Origin of the sequence: Streptomyces cyaneus, assembly GCF_004028635.1 — a bacterium.
Taxonomy (GTDB): Bacteria; Actinomycetota; Actinomycetes; order Streptomycetales; family Streptomycetaceae; genus Streptomyces; species Streptomyces cyaneus.
Map to the genome: position 1 here is coordinate 259,401 of NZ_RQJW01000011.1, position 13,892 is coordinate 273,292.

The window sequence follows — 13,892 nt, forward strand, 5'->3', positions numbered from 1 at the left end:
CCGGTCCTACGACGCCGAAGGGCGGCCGGTGCCTCAGAGGCACCGGCCGCCCTTCGTACTTCACGGGCTACTGCTGCGTCCAGCCGGGCGGTACGACGCCCTGCTGCGGCTGGCCCTGCTGCGGGTCCTGCGGCGGCGGCGCCTGCTGCTGCCAGCCCTGGCCCGGCGCGGGCTGCTGCGGGGCCTGTCCCCAGCCCTGACCCGGCTGCGGGGCGCCGCCCTGCTGGGGGTAGGGCTGCTGGGGCTGCTGCTGCGGGTACTCCTGCTGGGGCGGGTACCCCTGCTGGGGCTGCTGCTGGTACTGCATGTTCGGGTTGCCGAAGCCCTGCTGGGTACGCGCGATGTCCTCGGCGATGACGGAGGCGAGGTCGAAGTAGGCCTCACGGGTCTTCGGACGCATCATGTCGAGGTCCACCTCGGCGCCCGCGGCGAGGTGCTCGTCGAAGGGGATCACGACGACACCGCGGCAACGGGTCTCGAAGTGCGCGACGATGTCCTCGACCTTGATCATCTTGCCCGTCTCACGGACACCGGAGATCACGGTGATCGACCGCTGGACGAGGTCCGCGAACCCGTTCGCCGACAGCCAGTCGAGCGTCGTCGAGGCGCTGCTCGCACCGTCCACCGAGGGGGTCGAGATGATGATCAACTGGTGGGCGAGGTCCAGCACTCCGCGCATCGCGCTGTAGAGCAGACCGGTACCCGAGTCCGTGAGGATGATCGGGTACTGCTTGCCGAGCACATCGAGCGCGCTGCGGTAGTCCTGGTCGTTGAAGGTGGTCGAGACCGCCGGGTCCACGTCGTTGGCGATGATCTCGAGACCCGAGGGCGCCTGTGAGGTGAAGCGGCGGATGTCCATGTAGCTGTTGAGCTGCGGGATCGCCTGCACCAGGTCGCGGATGGTGGCGCCCGTCTCGCGCCGGACCCGTCGGCCGAGGGTGCCGGCGTCCGGGTTGGCGTCGATCGCCAGGATCTTGTCCTGCCGCTCGCTGGCGAGGGTCGCGCCGAGCGCCATCGTCGTCGTGGTCTTGCCGACGCCGCCCTTGAGGCTGATGACGGCGATCCGGTAGCAGGACATCACCGGCGTACGGATCAGACCCAGCTTCCGCTCCCGCTCCGCGGCCTCCTTCTTGGCGCCGAGCTTGAAGCGGGACGGGGCCTGGTTGTTCTTGCGCGCCTTGGGCTGGTTGCGCAGCAGACGGTCGGAGGACAGCTCCACGGCGGCGTTGTAGCCGAGCGGAGTACCGGGCGCGGCCTGCTGCTGGGGAGCACCGGGCCCGGCCTGGGGGCCGGGCGGGGCGCTCCAGCCCTGGTTGCCCTGGGCGCCCTGGTTGCCGTAGGCGGTGGGCGGTACAGCGGGGTTGGGGTTCTGCTGGGGTGCCTGCTGCTGGGGCTGGGCCGGGGGCTGCTGCTGGGCGGGGGGCTGCTGCGGCTGAGCGGGCTGGGGGTAGCCGTAACCGCCCTGCTGGGGCGGGTAGCCGTAGCCGGGCTGTGCCGGGTGCTGGGGGTGCTGCGGCTGCGGGGGCTGCTGGGGGTAGCCGTAACCGTCCGCCTGGGGCTGGCCGGGATGCGGTTGCGCGGCCTGCGGGGGCTGCTGCGGGTAGCCGTAACCGGCGGCCTGGGGCTGTCCGGGGTGCGGTTGCGCGGCCTGCGGGGGCTGCTGCGGGTAGCCGTAACCGGCGGCCTGGGGCTGTCCGGGGTGCGGCTGTCCAGGATGCGGTTGTCCCGGCTGAGGCGCCTGCCGCGGGTCGACCGGGGCGGGCTGTCCGGCCTGCGCCGCCGGGTACTCGGGCTGCTGCTGAGCCGGGTAGCCGGCCTGCTGGGCCGGGCCGAACGCGCCCTGCGGCGGGGTCTGCTGCTGGGCGGGCGGCTGGGGGTAGCCGTATCCGCCGGCATGCGCGGCTGCGGCCTGTGCGGCTGCGGCTTGGGCAGCGGCAGCCTGGGCGGCGGCCGCGGCCTGCTGGTCCGGATGTCCTGCCTGCTGCGGCGCTCCCTGGGCGGGGTGCGCGGGCACGAAGCCCTGGGGCAGCGGGGGAAGCGGCTGCCCCGGCTGGGGCGGCACGGGGGTCTGGCCGGTGGGCTGGGCCTGCGGCTGCGCGGGGGCCTGTCCCGTCGCCTGCGGCTGCTGTCCCTGGGCCGGGGGCGTGGCTGCGGTCGGGTCCGTGGGAGCGGCGGGCGCCGGTGCGGTGGGTGCCTGCGCCGAAGCCTCCGGCTCTGCTTCCGCCGTCGCGGGCGCGGCCTCGGAGTCGGCCTGAGCGGGGGAGTCCGCGTCGGACTGGCCGTACGCCGACTCGTCGCCCTCCGCACCGGGAACGGAACCGGTGGAATCGCCCGACTCCGCCTCGTCGTTCCGCTCCTCCTCCGGCTCCACGTCGTCGTCACCGCCGCCGAACAGCAGCGCCGCCTCGGCGTCGGCAGCGGCGTGGTTGAGCTCGGGCTCCGGCTCCGCCACCGGCTGTGCGGGGGCGGGCTGTTCGGGTGCGGGCGCCGCCGGGACTCCGGCCGCCGGGGTGGCGGTCGGGGCGGGCCCGGCCTGGGCGTCCGTGTCGACCGGACGCAGCACGGGGAAGCCGGGTGCACCCGGCGGTTGGGCAGGTGCGGGCTGCTGGGGCGCGGCGGGCGGCTGGGCGGGCGCGGGCTGCTGAGGGGCGGCGGCGAAACCACCCGAGGTGTCCTGCTGGGGCACGCCGAAGCCGCCGGACGTGTCCTGTCCCGGCTGGGGGACGCCGTAGCCACCCGACGTGTCCTGCCCCGGCTGGGGCGCACCGGCTCCCGTCTGCTGGGGATAGCCGTACCCGCCAGGCGCCTGCTGGGGATAGCCGTACCCACCCGGTGCCGCCGAGCCGTCGGCCGCGGGGGCACCCGGCGCGGACTGCTGCTGCGGAAAACCGTAACCACCCGTGGCGGGGCCCTGCTGGTGCGCGCTGGGCGTGCCTTGAGCCGGGGTGGCCTGCGCGGGCTGCGCGGGCTGGGCGGGATGCTGAGGCGCACCCTGGGCCGGCGGCTGCGCCGGTCCGGGAGCGGGCGGTGCGGGGACGCCGGGCGGGCCGGTGGGCGACCCGACGGGCGATCCCGTCGGCGGTGGTGGCGATGGCCGACCGGAGTCCTGCTGCCCACCGCCCGACTGTCCACCGGCCGAGGAACCGCTTTGCGTACTTTGGGCGTACCAGGCGGGAGGTGTGTAGACGATTTCGAACTCGCCGGTGAGATCCACCTCGTGATCGTCCCCGTCCGAGGAAGGGCTCCCGCCGTTGTACTCGGACCGATCCCTGTTCACTGCTTGCCTCCTGGTCAGCCACTGCTGCTGAGCTGGTCGTCGTCGCGGCCGGGCGGACCGAGTGGCTAGTCCCACGCGACTGCGATCGTCACCGCACCACCAGAAGCCTAATCACTCGCATGGCGGGACGGAAAAGCCCCCATGGGCGCGGACGCTATAGCCCCGGGTACATGGACGGAAGGGCCGCATGGGCGCGGACGGAAGGCCCCGTGGTCGGGGCCCCGCAACGCCCCGCGGCCGAGGCGTCCCAACGCCCCTTGACCGAGGCGGCCGTTCGCGCCCCTCTCCCGGAGACGACGACGTGTCAGTCCATACGACGGGCCACGCCGAGCAGGCCCGTCTCCGCATCGGTGGGATCGGTCATGACGAACTTCTGATGCTTGCGAGTGCACCACAGGGCGACGCCGTCGTGAAGGGTCGGCAGGTGCTGAAGTTGCTCCTCCGGGATCCCCAACGTGTCACGTACGGCCTCGGTCTCGTACGGCGAGATGCGCTGAATCCCCACCAGATGGGCCTGAGCCAGCCAGCGCGGCGCATGCTCGCTGACGAACGGCAGCACGGTCACCACGGCCTGCCACGGCACGGATGTCACCCGCCCGCGCGGCGGGCGGATGCCACAGTCCCGGAACAGCACCACCGGACTGGACACGGAGGGCCCCTGCGCGGGAACCCGCCCCACCGGATAAACCGTCATGCACTGCTGGCCGCCGCCGGCCGCCTGGGCCAACTGCTGCCACGCCTGCGGACGTCCGGTCTCGACGCCCACGCGCGCGCCCGTCGCGGCGGCGCGCAACGCCAGCACCTGGGCGAGCCACAGGCCACCCACGAGCACGACGTCGAAGGCGGTCGGACGGGACAGACCGAGCACGGCCGGCTGCTGTTCGGGGTCGGTGCCGATGAGTACGCCGTCGTCGCCGATCGGCATGCTGATCGCCGCGAGCTCGTCGGCGGTCACGACATGGCGGTTGCGGCGCGGGCCGCGCAGCCCGAACCCCGGGCTGAAGATGCGGCGTTGCTGCTGCGGAGCCTCCGGCTGCCGGATGATCGGGATCATGCCGGTGTCGGTGGGGGAGGCCACATGTGCCGGTGTGCGCCCGGGGGCCCGGCCCTGCTGCCCCGGGGGCATGGTCGAGGCGGGGTGAGACATCAGTACGTACCTCCGAGCGGCAGAGTGGCGAGAGCTCCGGGGACCTGCTCGCGGTCGAGACGGACCAGGCCGACCTTCGCGGCACCGGCGGCCCGCTCCAACTCACGCCCCACCTGGCCGAGTTCACTGTCACCGCGGGCGGTGACACGGACGTGCCCGGTGAGGGCGACACCGCGGTTGCCGGCCTTGCTCAGGGTCATGCTGAACGTCGTGGCGAGCACCGGCAACGAGGTGAGTCGCGTCACCAGTTCGGGCAGCGCCACACCGCCGTTCCCCAGCTGCGGCCAGCGGGAGACCCAGTACGTCGTGTGGTACCGGTCGTCGACCCGCCAGGTCCGTACCGACTCGACCGTACGGCGCTGGGGCGTTCGTCCGTCCTGCGCGTGCTGCGCGTTGGCGCGCGGGTTCAGGCAGCTGGACGTCGCCAGCGCCTGCACCAGCTCGGTCTCGTCCAGGATGGTCGCCTTGAAGCCGGCCCCGGCCAGTCGGCTCGCCAACTGGTCGGCCACCCGCAGCAGTGCGCGCTGCGCGCCGGGAACGCCGTCCCCGCGGGCCTGAACCGCCTCCGGGCACAGCTCCGGGTCGAGCTTGAGGGCGACCCAGGTGAGCCGGAGCGCGGGCGAACCGGCCTGCGCCTGCAGGGGGCCGTACGACCGCGCGGCCAGCGACTGCTGCGGCAGATGCGGCGCCGGCGCCGGCTGGGTGTGCTGCACGACCTGCACGGAGGCGAGACGGATGCCGTCGACCTCGAGGGCGTCCTGGATCAGCCGCAGCGGCAGCTGCCGATCGTCGGCGCCGGGGCGCAACGGCTGGTCTCCCGGCTGCACGAACAGCACGGCGGTCAGGAAGGATCCGTCACCGATCATGCCGATCGAGCGGTCGTCACGGGAGACGAAGGAGTACGTCCGCAGGGCCGGATCGCACTCCACGACCGCTGCCAGCATCGCGTCCGTCCCGGGCGGCACGGGCTGCTTGGCGTCACGTCGGCGCTGCCGCAGCGCGCGCGTCGTCTCGTACCACTCGGGCAGCGGACGGCGACCCCGGCGCAGAACCGCCAGGAGCAGCAGCAGTGCCGCGACGACACCGGCCGGGACCAGCAGCCAGGACTGGTCGGCGGCCCAGGCGGCCAGCATGACCGCCGCCGCGAGCTCCACCAGGATGAGCTGCTGCAGCCGCACCGGGCCCAGACCGCCGGGGCGCGGCAGCGTGCGCGGCGACGCGGCGGCGGGGGCGGCAGGAGCGGCCGACGCACGTCTGCCGCCCGGACCCCCCTGTTGCTGCTGTGCGCGGCGTCCGCGCCGAGTGCTCGTAGCGCTGGTCATCCCCCGGGACATCCCTTTCGCGAAGTAGTGGCCGTTGGCCGGGTGGGATCCTCTGTCGAGAGGTCCGAGTTCCCGTCGACGGGCCAGGGGCACCGATGGCCCACAACATCCATGCGGGTGGCTCACGGTACCCGCTGCGGAACACCAGGCGACACAGGGGACACCCAAAACCCAGGTGGTCAGCCTGTCATGGACCGGCCCCGCATGGTGGAGCGCTGTCGTGAAGCTCTGTGAAGATGCGGGGTCGGCCGCACACCTGATGGATCGTCGCCGCGTGGCGCAGGGCATAGTAGGTGCCTGCGCGGCCGAGTCGGCCTGTCGAGCGCGGTCGAAGCATCGCGATCGCGGTCGAAACACCACGACCGTGATCGACGTGATCGAAGCGTCACGACCGCGATCGAGCAGTACGGACGCGGCAGACAAGACAGACGCGGCAAACACGGCAGACACGGCCGGAACATCGCACACGATCGAGCATCACAAACGGGAGAAACGGGGACCATGGCAAAGCGTCGGGATGAGCTGGCCGCCTACACGTTCGCTCGCAAGCGCACCGTCGCGGCGTTCCTGGCGCCGTCGCCGGGCGGCTCCGAGGAAGGCGCTCCGCGTCCCATTCGTACGGTGATGCCCAGCCTCGGCGTGGGCCTGGTGCTGGTGATCGGCTTCATCGCCTGGGGCGTGATCAAGCCCACGGCACCCAAGGGATGGGACACGCCGGGCGAGTACATCATCGTCGACAGCGACTCCACGACGCGGTACGTGGTCCTCGACCCGAACCCGAAGGACAGCAAGGTGGAGAAGGTCCTCCACCCGGTCCTCAACTACGCCTCCGCGAAGCTCCTGCTCGACAAGGGCAAGGGCACCGTCCTCGAGGTCCCCGGCAAGGAGATCGACAAGAGCGGCATCCGGCACGGTGCGACGATCGGCATTCCCTACGCCCCCGACCGGCTGCCCTCCAAGGAGGACGCGGAGACGGCGAAGACCTGGGCGGTGTGCGAGCGTCCGACCCCGGGATCGGCAACCGCAGCCATCGACCGAGCCGTCTTCGTCCTCGACAAGGACGACGCCAAGTCGCTGGCCAACGCGGGGAAGGTCGACCCCAGCGAGGTTCTCTACGTCGTCGACCGCCAGACCGGACGGCAATTCCTGGTCGACAGCAAGGGCAACCTCTTCATGCTGGGCGACACGGCGGGTCTCGACAAAGCCACCATGGAGCTGCTGCGCGCCGCCGTCGTCGGCCGGGATGCCGAGCCGCAACCGGTGAGCCGTGAGTGGCTGCACACCTTCAACGAAGGCGGCGTCATCACCTTCCCCACGGTCCCGAACGTCGGCGAGGCCACCTCGGTCCAGGGACTTCCCCCCGAGGCGAGCACGGTGGGCCGAGTGCTCAAGGCGCGGGACGCGCAGGGCGAGAAGTACTACGTCGTCCTCAAGGACGAGATCGCTGCCATCACGCCCTTCGTCGCGGCCCTGCTCAAGGCATCGCCCGCCGCCCAGACGGCGTACGGGTCGGACGCGATCGACGACATCAAGGTCGCCCCCCAGGACATCATCACGGCCAACAACGGCCCGGCGAACCGCTTCTACCAGAACAAGGGCTGGCCCCAGACCGTCCCGCAGCAGGCCAACCCCGCGACCACGGCGAACGGCGAGCCCCGTAACACCTCGTGCAGCGTCTACGACGGCACCATCGGCGAGGGCAACAAGCCGCAGCTCGCTGCCTGGGCCGGGACGGCGTACCCGAAGAGGGTCATCGCCGACTCGCTCAGCGCCTACGTCTCATCCGGCTCGGGCCTCCTCTTCACTGAGGTCATGGGTGCGGCAGGGGGCGGCGGTGCGCAGTACCTGCTGACGGACACGGGCCTGCGGTACTCGCTGCCGAAGGGCAACGACAGTGCGGCGAAGGGAAGCGGCAGCGACTCGGCATCGGGCGCTTCGGACGCTTCGGGTTCTTCGAGCGGTGACGCGAGCGAGACGGACAAGGCACGTACGCGGCTGGGTTACGAGGACGCCTCCCAGCCCTTGTTCGTGCCGCAGACATGGGCGACGTTCATCCCGAAGGGGCCCATGCTGGACACCGGCAGCGCCGCGCAGGAGCAGAGTCAGTAGACCGCCAACGGGCGTACCAGCAGGCGTACCAACAGGCTTGCCAGCAGGCGCACTTGGCAGTAAGACGGCTCACGGGTCACAAGATGATCGCTCAAGTGTGTGAGCCGTGTAACTGATTGGCCGTGCCTGTGGCTGTGCGGCAGGCTGACGATAGAGTGTTTGCAGCGCTCAACGGTGCGAAGCTTCTCCGGGCACCAGTGCAGGTTTCCCGGATCAACGACGACATGGGGGAAGGTTCATCATGGCCGGGCAGTTCCGGGTAACAGAGGACGAACTCACCAAGCTCTCCGGTGACATCAACACCGCCAACGGTCAGCTGCAGGGCGAGATCCGCCGCCTCAACGGAGTGATCGACCAGATCGCCGGCGGCTGGAAGGGCCAGGCGGCCCAGTCCTACCGCCAGCTGCAGGACCGCTGGAACGCGGACGCGAAGAGGATGAGCGACATCCTCAACGACATCAAGGAAGCCGTGGACTCCACGCGGAGCAACTACTCCGCGTCGGAAGAGCAGCAGAACTCGGAGATCAGCAAGATCATGTCGGACTTCGGCTGATCGAGCAGTTCGGTCTGAAGTACTTCACTTTCTCCCGAAGCTCTTCAGTTCCTCCCAGCTTCCACAGACTTCCTTCGAATCTTCCTGAAAGGGAACGACGATGTCGATCCTCGTCAATTACGCAACCATCACCAACGCCTCCACGGACGTGAAGTCCACCGCCGGCCGCATCAAGCAGCAGCTCGACGACCTCGAGGCCGCGGTCAAGCGTGTCGCCAACACCTGGGAAGGTGAGGCGCAGGAGGGCTACCAGCGCAAGCAGCGCGAGTGGGATCAGACCGCTGCCGACCTGCACGCGACGCTGCTGAAGATCTCCACGGCGCTGCAGAGCGCGGCCGAGAACTACCAGGCCACCGAGAAGAGCAACGCCAACACTTGGAACTGAGCTCGTCGGCGGCCCCAGGGGCATGAGATGAAGAGAATCGGCCCAGCCGACGCCCCGGCGTCGACTGGGCCGACCTCTGCTTCGGGGTCGTGCACGACTTCTGCGGGATCGTGGGCAGCGTCTATGGGGCTACCTGCAGCAAATCCCGCAAATCTTCACACGTATCGCTACATCAGCGATACCGGCGACATCCGCTACATCCGCTACATCCGTCACACACACATGACCCAGCTTCGAGAGAAGCAAGGAAGCCCTGGGGGCCTGAACATGGGGGGCCTGAGCGTGAAGGGCCGGACAGCCCGCTCGCGTAGCCGTAACAGTGGAACCCGCGCACTGCAGCGGGTTTTTGGCGTGCTTGCGGTGACGGGAATCTGCTGTACGTCGGTGTCGGCCACGCCGGCATTCGCAGACCCGTCGGTGCCCACGCGCCACACGGCCGCAGGCACCCTTGGTTCCAGTGGCACCGTCCAGGCCGGTGGTTCAAGCGGCACTGTCTCGGCCGGCACGGAATTCGGCTTGGCGGACAGCACGGAGTGCGTCTTCGGCGGCAAGGTCATCAAGTCCACGCCGTGGTCGCTCCAGCGCGTCCTCTTGGACCAGCTGTGGGGACAGGCGACGGGCAAGGGCGTCACGGTCGCCGTGATCGACACGGGTGTCGACGCCTCGAACCGCCAGCTGACCAACGCCATGGCCTCAGGCAGCAAGACCTTCGTCGACGGCGCCGCCACCAAGGACATCGAAGGCCACGGCACCCGGGTCGCAGGCATCATCGCGGCCCGCCCGCTCAAGGGCACGGGCTTCGTGGGCATCGCACCGGCCGCCAAGATCCTCTCGCTCCGTTACACGGGCGGACAGGAGAAGCAGGGCGACGCGGGGACCATGGCCGACGCGATCCGTTATGCGGTGGCCCAGGACGCGAAGATCATCAACATCTCCTCGGACACGCAGAACAAGAAGGACGACCCGACCCTCGCGGCCGCTGTGGCGGACGCGGTGAAGGCGGGCGCCCTGATCGTGGCAGCCGCCGGCAACGACGGAGCGGACGGCAAGTTCGCCAAGACCTACCCGGCCGCCTACGACGGCGTCCTGGCGGTGGCCGCCTCCGACCGCAATGACGAACGCGCCCCCTTCTCACAGTCGGGCACGTTCGTGGACGTCGCGGCACCGGGTGTCAGCATGGTCTCGACGGTCCCCCTCGGCGGCCAGTGCACCGCGGACGGCACGAGCTTCGCGGCGCCGTATGTCGCGGGGGTCGCGGCTCTGCTGAAGCAGAAGTATCCGGAGTGGGACGCGGCCCAGATCGCCACCCGCATCGAGGAAACCGCTCAGCGCCCGGGGCGCGAGTCCAACCCCTACATCGGGTGGGGCGTCGTCGACCCGGTCGCCGCGTTGCAGGAGGAGTCGACACCGGGCGAGTCCCCGGAGCCGGATCCGCCGGTCGCGGCTGGAGCGGGTGGGGTTGTCCCGATGGCTGTGACCATGGGGGAGAGCGAAGCCGAGCGGGAACGCCGGGTAGCTATCTATGTGTTGGGCACGGGGCTGGCTCTGGCGCTTGTGGTTGCGGGGAGTGGGGTGGCTGTGCGGGACTGGCGTAGTCGGCGGGATGGCCGAGTTGGTCGGTCGGGTAGCCGACCTGTGCGATGACTGGGCAACTTGGGCACCGAGCGGGTGCTGACAACTTGAGGAACAGGGGAGAGGACAACGGGGTATGAGTAACGGTATGCGGGTTGATCTGAGCGAGTTGGATAACGTCATCCGCAAGCTCAACGGCCTTCTCTCGGATATGGACAAGGCCAACACCAAGGCCAAGTACGAGACGGACATCCCGAGCACGGCTTTCGGCAGCATGAGGTTCCTGGAGTCCAACGAGCTTCATGAGGCCCACCAGAAGCAGAAGACCCGGATCGAGAACATCATTCGAGATCTGCACAAATTGATCGACGACTTCAGCACAAGCACCTCGAAGGTCAGGGACAAGTACAGCAACCAGGAGCAGGCGAACAAGCAGGGCGTGAGCGCTGCTCCCAACGGCGGGTCTACGGGCTCGGCCTACTAATCGGTTCAGCGGCAGGTCACTGACAGAGGGGACGTTACGGCAATGGGCTACGGCTACGGCGGTTACTACAACAGCCCTGAGTACTACGAGGCTCAGCAGAAGGCACAGCAGCAGCGCATCCAGGACAAGCACGACCAAAGGCTTGAGTCGACCAAGGACGGCGGTATGGGGGGGCCGGACCGCAGCAAACTCGACTCGGATTTCATGAAGATGAGTATCCCGGAGCTGCGATCCATGATCCTGGACGCGGACCCCGGCCGGATCTACGAGGTCAGCCAGCACTGGAAGTCGGTCCACAACATCCTTTCCGGTGGCGACGGCGACGGCAAGACCGGTGGCGTGGACTCGGTATCCGCGAAGGACAGCGTCGCGGGCATGATGCAGAGCGCCATTGAAAACGTCCTCGAGCACTGGGAGGGCGAGGCGGCCGAGGCATTCCGCAAGAAGGCCAACGAGATCATGCAGAACATCCGGAACGGATCTGCATGGGCCAACCACTACGGCGAAACCATGCACGCCGTCCAGAACGATCTGCGGAACTCCATGACCCAGATGCGGGAGGTCGAAGAACCTTCTGGCTGGGACAGGGCCTGGGACAAACTCACGGACGATGAGCGCAGCGATGAGCAATTGCTGGCAGACATCAACAAGGGCGTGAGTACTGAGGCCGCCGCCAAGGCGAATGCAGACTCCCTGTCTGCGGGCAAGGAAGCGCAGCTGAAGGGGGTGGCGATCATGGAGCAGTTGGGGGTCAATTACAAGGCTTACTCGAGCGGAAATCTTCGAGAAACTGACCCGAAGGATCCCTTCCAGCCCCCGAACCCCCAAACGCCGATGCCTCCCCCTATCCCTGTGCCGTCTGGTGGCGGCTCAAGTCCGAGTAGGGGAGGCACCACGGCCAAGCCGTGGAGCGCGGGGCCGACGACGAACATTAAGCCGACGCCTACGGTGCCCCGTGACCCTGGCATCACGGGCGGTTCCCAGCTCCCGACAGCTGGAACGAAGGTTGACAGCATCTCCCCAGGCCTGACAGGGACTGGCCCCAGCACGGGCGTTGGCGGACCCGGCGCCGGTGGTGGCAACTTCGGCACCAGCGGAGCTCAAGGTTCCGGCATCGTGGCCCCTGGCGGAGCATCTGGCCTGGCGGGCGGTGCTGCCGCACGTGGCGGCATTGGCGCCGTTGGCGGTCGCGGTGGTCTGACTGGTGGCGGTGCGGCAGCAGGCCGCGGCGCTGGAGGACGATCCGGTATGGGCGGTATGGGTGGCGCCGGAGCTGGCGCAGCTGGCCGAGGCGGTGCTGGTGCTGGCGGCCGGGGAGCTCTTGCGAAGTCCCGTGGCGGCGTGGTCGGCGCGGCGAAGGGAGTCACTGGCAAGGGTGCCGGTGGCGGTGCAGGCCTCCACGGCAGCCGTGGCGGAAGCCAGCGCGGCGCCATGGCGGGCGGGGCCGGCGGCATGGCTGGTCGCAATGGCCGACGGTCCGAGGACGAGAACAGCCGGGGTGACCGTCCCGACTACTTGGTCGAGGACGAAGAGACCTGGATCTCGGAGGAGGACCGCAACCGGAACGTGCCCCGAACCATCGAATAGACAGGCAAGCGGACCGGAGCCATTGGTTCCGGTCCGCTGTGAAGGCTGGTGAAACCAGTCTTAGTTGAGTGAGGAGCAAGGAATTGGGTGTCAAGCGATTCTGGTCCACGACAGGAGTCGTGACGTTGACAGGAGCCTTGCTCCTCACTTCGGCCCCAATGGCGTCGGCGGATCAAGTCCGAGATGCTCAGTGGCCGCTGACGGTGTATGGCGCAGAAAAGGTCTGGAAAACCTCGCAAGGCGCGGGCGTAACAGTCGCTGTAATTGACTCAGGCGTAGATTCCAGTCATCCGGATCTCACCGGGCAAGTTCTGCCTGGTAAGGACTTCACCGGAGCTGGAAACCCTCACGAAGACAACGTGGGACATGGCACTGCAATGGCTAGTCTCATCGCTGGACACGGGCATGGGACAAATGCTTCTGCGGGCGTGATGGGTCTTGCGCCCAAAGCGAAGATTCTCCCGGTGCGGGTGAGCGTGACGCGGGGGGTGGATGAGACTGATGGCAAGATTGATACGGCGGCTTGGGTCGCTGGAGTCCGCTTTGCGGTTGAGCAGGGTGCGGAAGTAATCAACCTGTCTCTCGACGATTCTTCCGCCTACCCTGGCTCGAAAGCTGCCAAGGCAATTGAATATGCGCAAGCACACGACGTCGTGGTTGTAGCGAGTACGGGCAACGACGCAGGGACGGTCAATTATCCGGCCGCTCTCCCAGGCGTGGTGGCTGCCGCTGCTGTGGACAAGGGCCTCAACCCTTGGTCTAAGTCAAACACCGGGGACGTGATTGTCGCAGCCCCCGGAGTGGAGGTGGCCCAGGCTGACCCGACCACAAGTAGTGGTTATTCGGTGGCAGACGGAACCTCTGGCTCCAGCGCTTACGTCTCAGCCATCGTTGCGCTCCTCCGCTCCAAGTACCCCGACCTAACCGCAGGCCAGATCATCAACCGCTTGATCAAGTCGGCGTCCTTCCTGAACAACAAGGGCAGGACGGCCCCGGACAGGGAACTCGGCTACGGGATCGCCCGCCCCGGTACTGCCTTGACGATGGACATCCCCAAGGGCTCCAAGCAGGGCCCCCTCGCGCAGTCCTCCCCGTCCACGTCCACAAATTCCGGCGCCGCCTCCGACGACAACGACAGCACGAGCCTGGCCAAGAAGAAAAAGAAGAAGTCCTCCTCGGGCAGCTTCCTCCTCATCGCTGGCATTGCAGCCGCCGTGGTCGTCATCGGCATCCTCTTCGCGGTGCTCCGCAACCGCCGCAACGGTGGCAACGGCGGCCCCGGCTCCGGCGGCGGAACCTCCCCTCACGGCACGGGCTACCCGCCCCAGCCCCCGACGGGCTACCAGCAGCACCCCAACACGGCTCCCAACCAGGGCTACCCCACGCCTCAAGGACAGGCCCCACAGCACCCCAACCCCTATGCTCAACAGCCCCCGCACCAAGGGCAGTAGAGGGA

General features: G+C 68.8%; 10 protein-coding genes. 7 read left to right on the top strand and 3 right to left on the bottom strand.

The features are described 5' to 3' along the window. Nucleotides 1-67: 67 nt before the first annotated feature. The 3 genes from EHO50_RS44580 to eccE all read right to left on the bottom strand — a co-directional run bounded on the left by EHO50_RS44580 (nucleotide 68) and on the right by eccE (nucleotide 5,746). Complete coding sequence (locus EHO50_RS44580; protein ID WP_246101695.1) at nucleotides 68-3,277, bottom strand: SCO5717 family growth-regulating ATPase; 3,210 nt, start codon at nucleotides 3,275-3,277, stop codon at nucleotides 68-70. Between the two features lie 304 nt (nucleotides 3,278-3,581). Then, nucleotides 3,582-4,424, bottom strand: a complete 843-nt coding sequence (locus EHO50_RS34980) for a hypothetical protein (protein ID WP_128435257.1) — start codon at nucleotides 4,422-4,424, stop codon at nucleotides 3,582-3,584. Beyond that, a complete protein-coding gene (gene eccE / locus EHO50_RS34985; protein ID WP_181449741.1) occupies nucleotides 4,424-5,746 on the bottom strand; it encodes a type VII secretion protein EccE in 1,323 nt (440 codons plus the stop codon). The genes EHO50_RS34980 and eccE overlap by 1 nt, the downstream gene beginning before the upstream one ends. A gap of 501 nt (nucleotides 5,747-6,247) precedes the next feature. Between eccE and eccB the strand changes: the two genes are divergently transcribed. The 7 genes from eccB (at nucleotide 6,248) to EHO50_RS35020 (ending at nucleotide 13,887) form a co-directional block, all read left to right on the top strand. Continuing rightward, nucleotides 6,248-7,855 (top strand): type VII secretion protein EccB, encoded by a 1,608-nt coding sequence (gene eccB, locus EHO50_RS34990; RefSeq protein WP_128435258.1) that lies wholly within the window; start codon nucleotides 6,248-6,250, stop codon nucleotides 7,853-7,855. A gap of 241 nt (nucleotides 7,856-8,096) precedes the next feature. Beyond that, on the top strand, nucleotides 8,097-8,408 hold the full coding sequence (locus EHO50_RS34995) for a WXG100 family type VII secretion target (protein WP_128435259.1): 312 nt from the start codon (nucleotides 8,097-8,099) through the stop codon (nucleotides 8,406-8,408). 100 nt (nucleotides 8,409-8,508) lie between these two features. Then, nucleotides 8,509-8,793 (top strand): WXG100 family type VII secretion target, encoded by a 285-nt coding sequence (locus EHO50_RS35000; RefSeq protein ID WP_128435260.1) that lies wholly within the window; start codon nucleotides 8,509-8,511, stop codon nucleotides 8,791-8,793. A 516-nt stretch (nucleotides 8,794-9,309) separates the two neighbouring features. Beyond that, a complete protein-coding gene (mycP, locus tag EHO50_RS35005; protein ID WP_246101697.1) occupies nucleotides 9,310-10,437 on the top strand; it encodes a type VII secretion-associated serine protease mycosin in 1,128 nt (375 codons plus the stop codon). A gap of 64 nt (nucleotides 10,438-10,501) precedes the next feature. Continuing rightward, nucleotides 10,502-10,849, top strand: coding sequence for a hypothetical protein (locus tag EHO50_RS35010; RefSeq protein WP_128435262.1), 348 nt, complete (start codon nucleotides 10,502-10,504; stop codon nucleotides 10,847-10,849). Nucleotides 10,850-10,891: 42 nt separating this feature from the next. After that, nucleotides 10,892-12,436 carry a WXG100 family type VII secretion target gene (locus EHO50_RS35015; RefSeq protein WP_128435263.1) on the top strand — a complete coding sequence of 515 codons (1,545 nt, stop codon included), beginning with the start codon at nucleotides 10,892-10,894 and terminating at the stop codon, nucleotides 12,434-12,436. 158 nt (nucleotides 12,437-12,594) lie between these two features. Then, nucleotides 12,595-13,887, top strand: coding sequence for a S8 family serine peptidase (locus EHO50_RS35020; RefSeq protein ID WP_246101718.1), 1,293 nt, complete (start codon nucleotides 12,595-12,597; stop codon nucleotides 13,885-13,887). Nucleotides 13,888-13,892 lie beyond the last annotated feature (5 nt).

Coding starts and splice junctions, on each gene's coding strand:
- EHO50_RS35020 (WP_246101718.1), top strand. CDS start 12,595: ATGGCGTCGGCGGATCAAGTCCGAGATGCTCAGTGGCCGCTGACGGTG.
- eccB (WP_128435258.1), top strand. CDS start 6,248: ATGGCAAAGCGTCGGGATGAGCTGGCCGCCTACACGTTCGCTCGCAAG.
- EHO50_RS34980 (WP_128435257.1), bottom strand. CDS start 4,424: ATGTCTCACCCCGCCTCGACCATGCCCCCGGGGCAGCAGGGCCGGGCC.
- EHO50_RS35010 (WP_128435262.1), top strand. CDS start 10,502: ATGAGTAACGGTATGCGGGTTGATCTGAGCGAGTTGGATAACGTCATC.
- EHO50_RS34995 (WP_128435259.1), top strand. CDS start 8,097: ATGGCCGGGCAGTTCCGGGTAACAGAGGACGAACTCACCAAGCTCTCC.
- EHO50_RS35000 (WP_128435260.1), top strand. CDS start 8,509: ATGTCGATCCTCGTCAATTACGCAACCATCACCAACGCCTCCACGGAC.
- eccE (WP_181449741.1), bottom strand. CDS start 5,746: ATGACCAGCGCTACGAGCACTCGGCGCGGACGCCGCGCACAGCAGCAA.
- EHO50_RS35015 (WP_128435263.1), top strand. CDS start 10,892: ATGGGCTACGGCTACGGCGGTTACTACAACAGCCCTGAGTACTACGAG.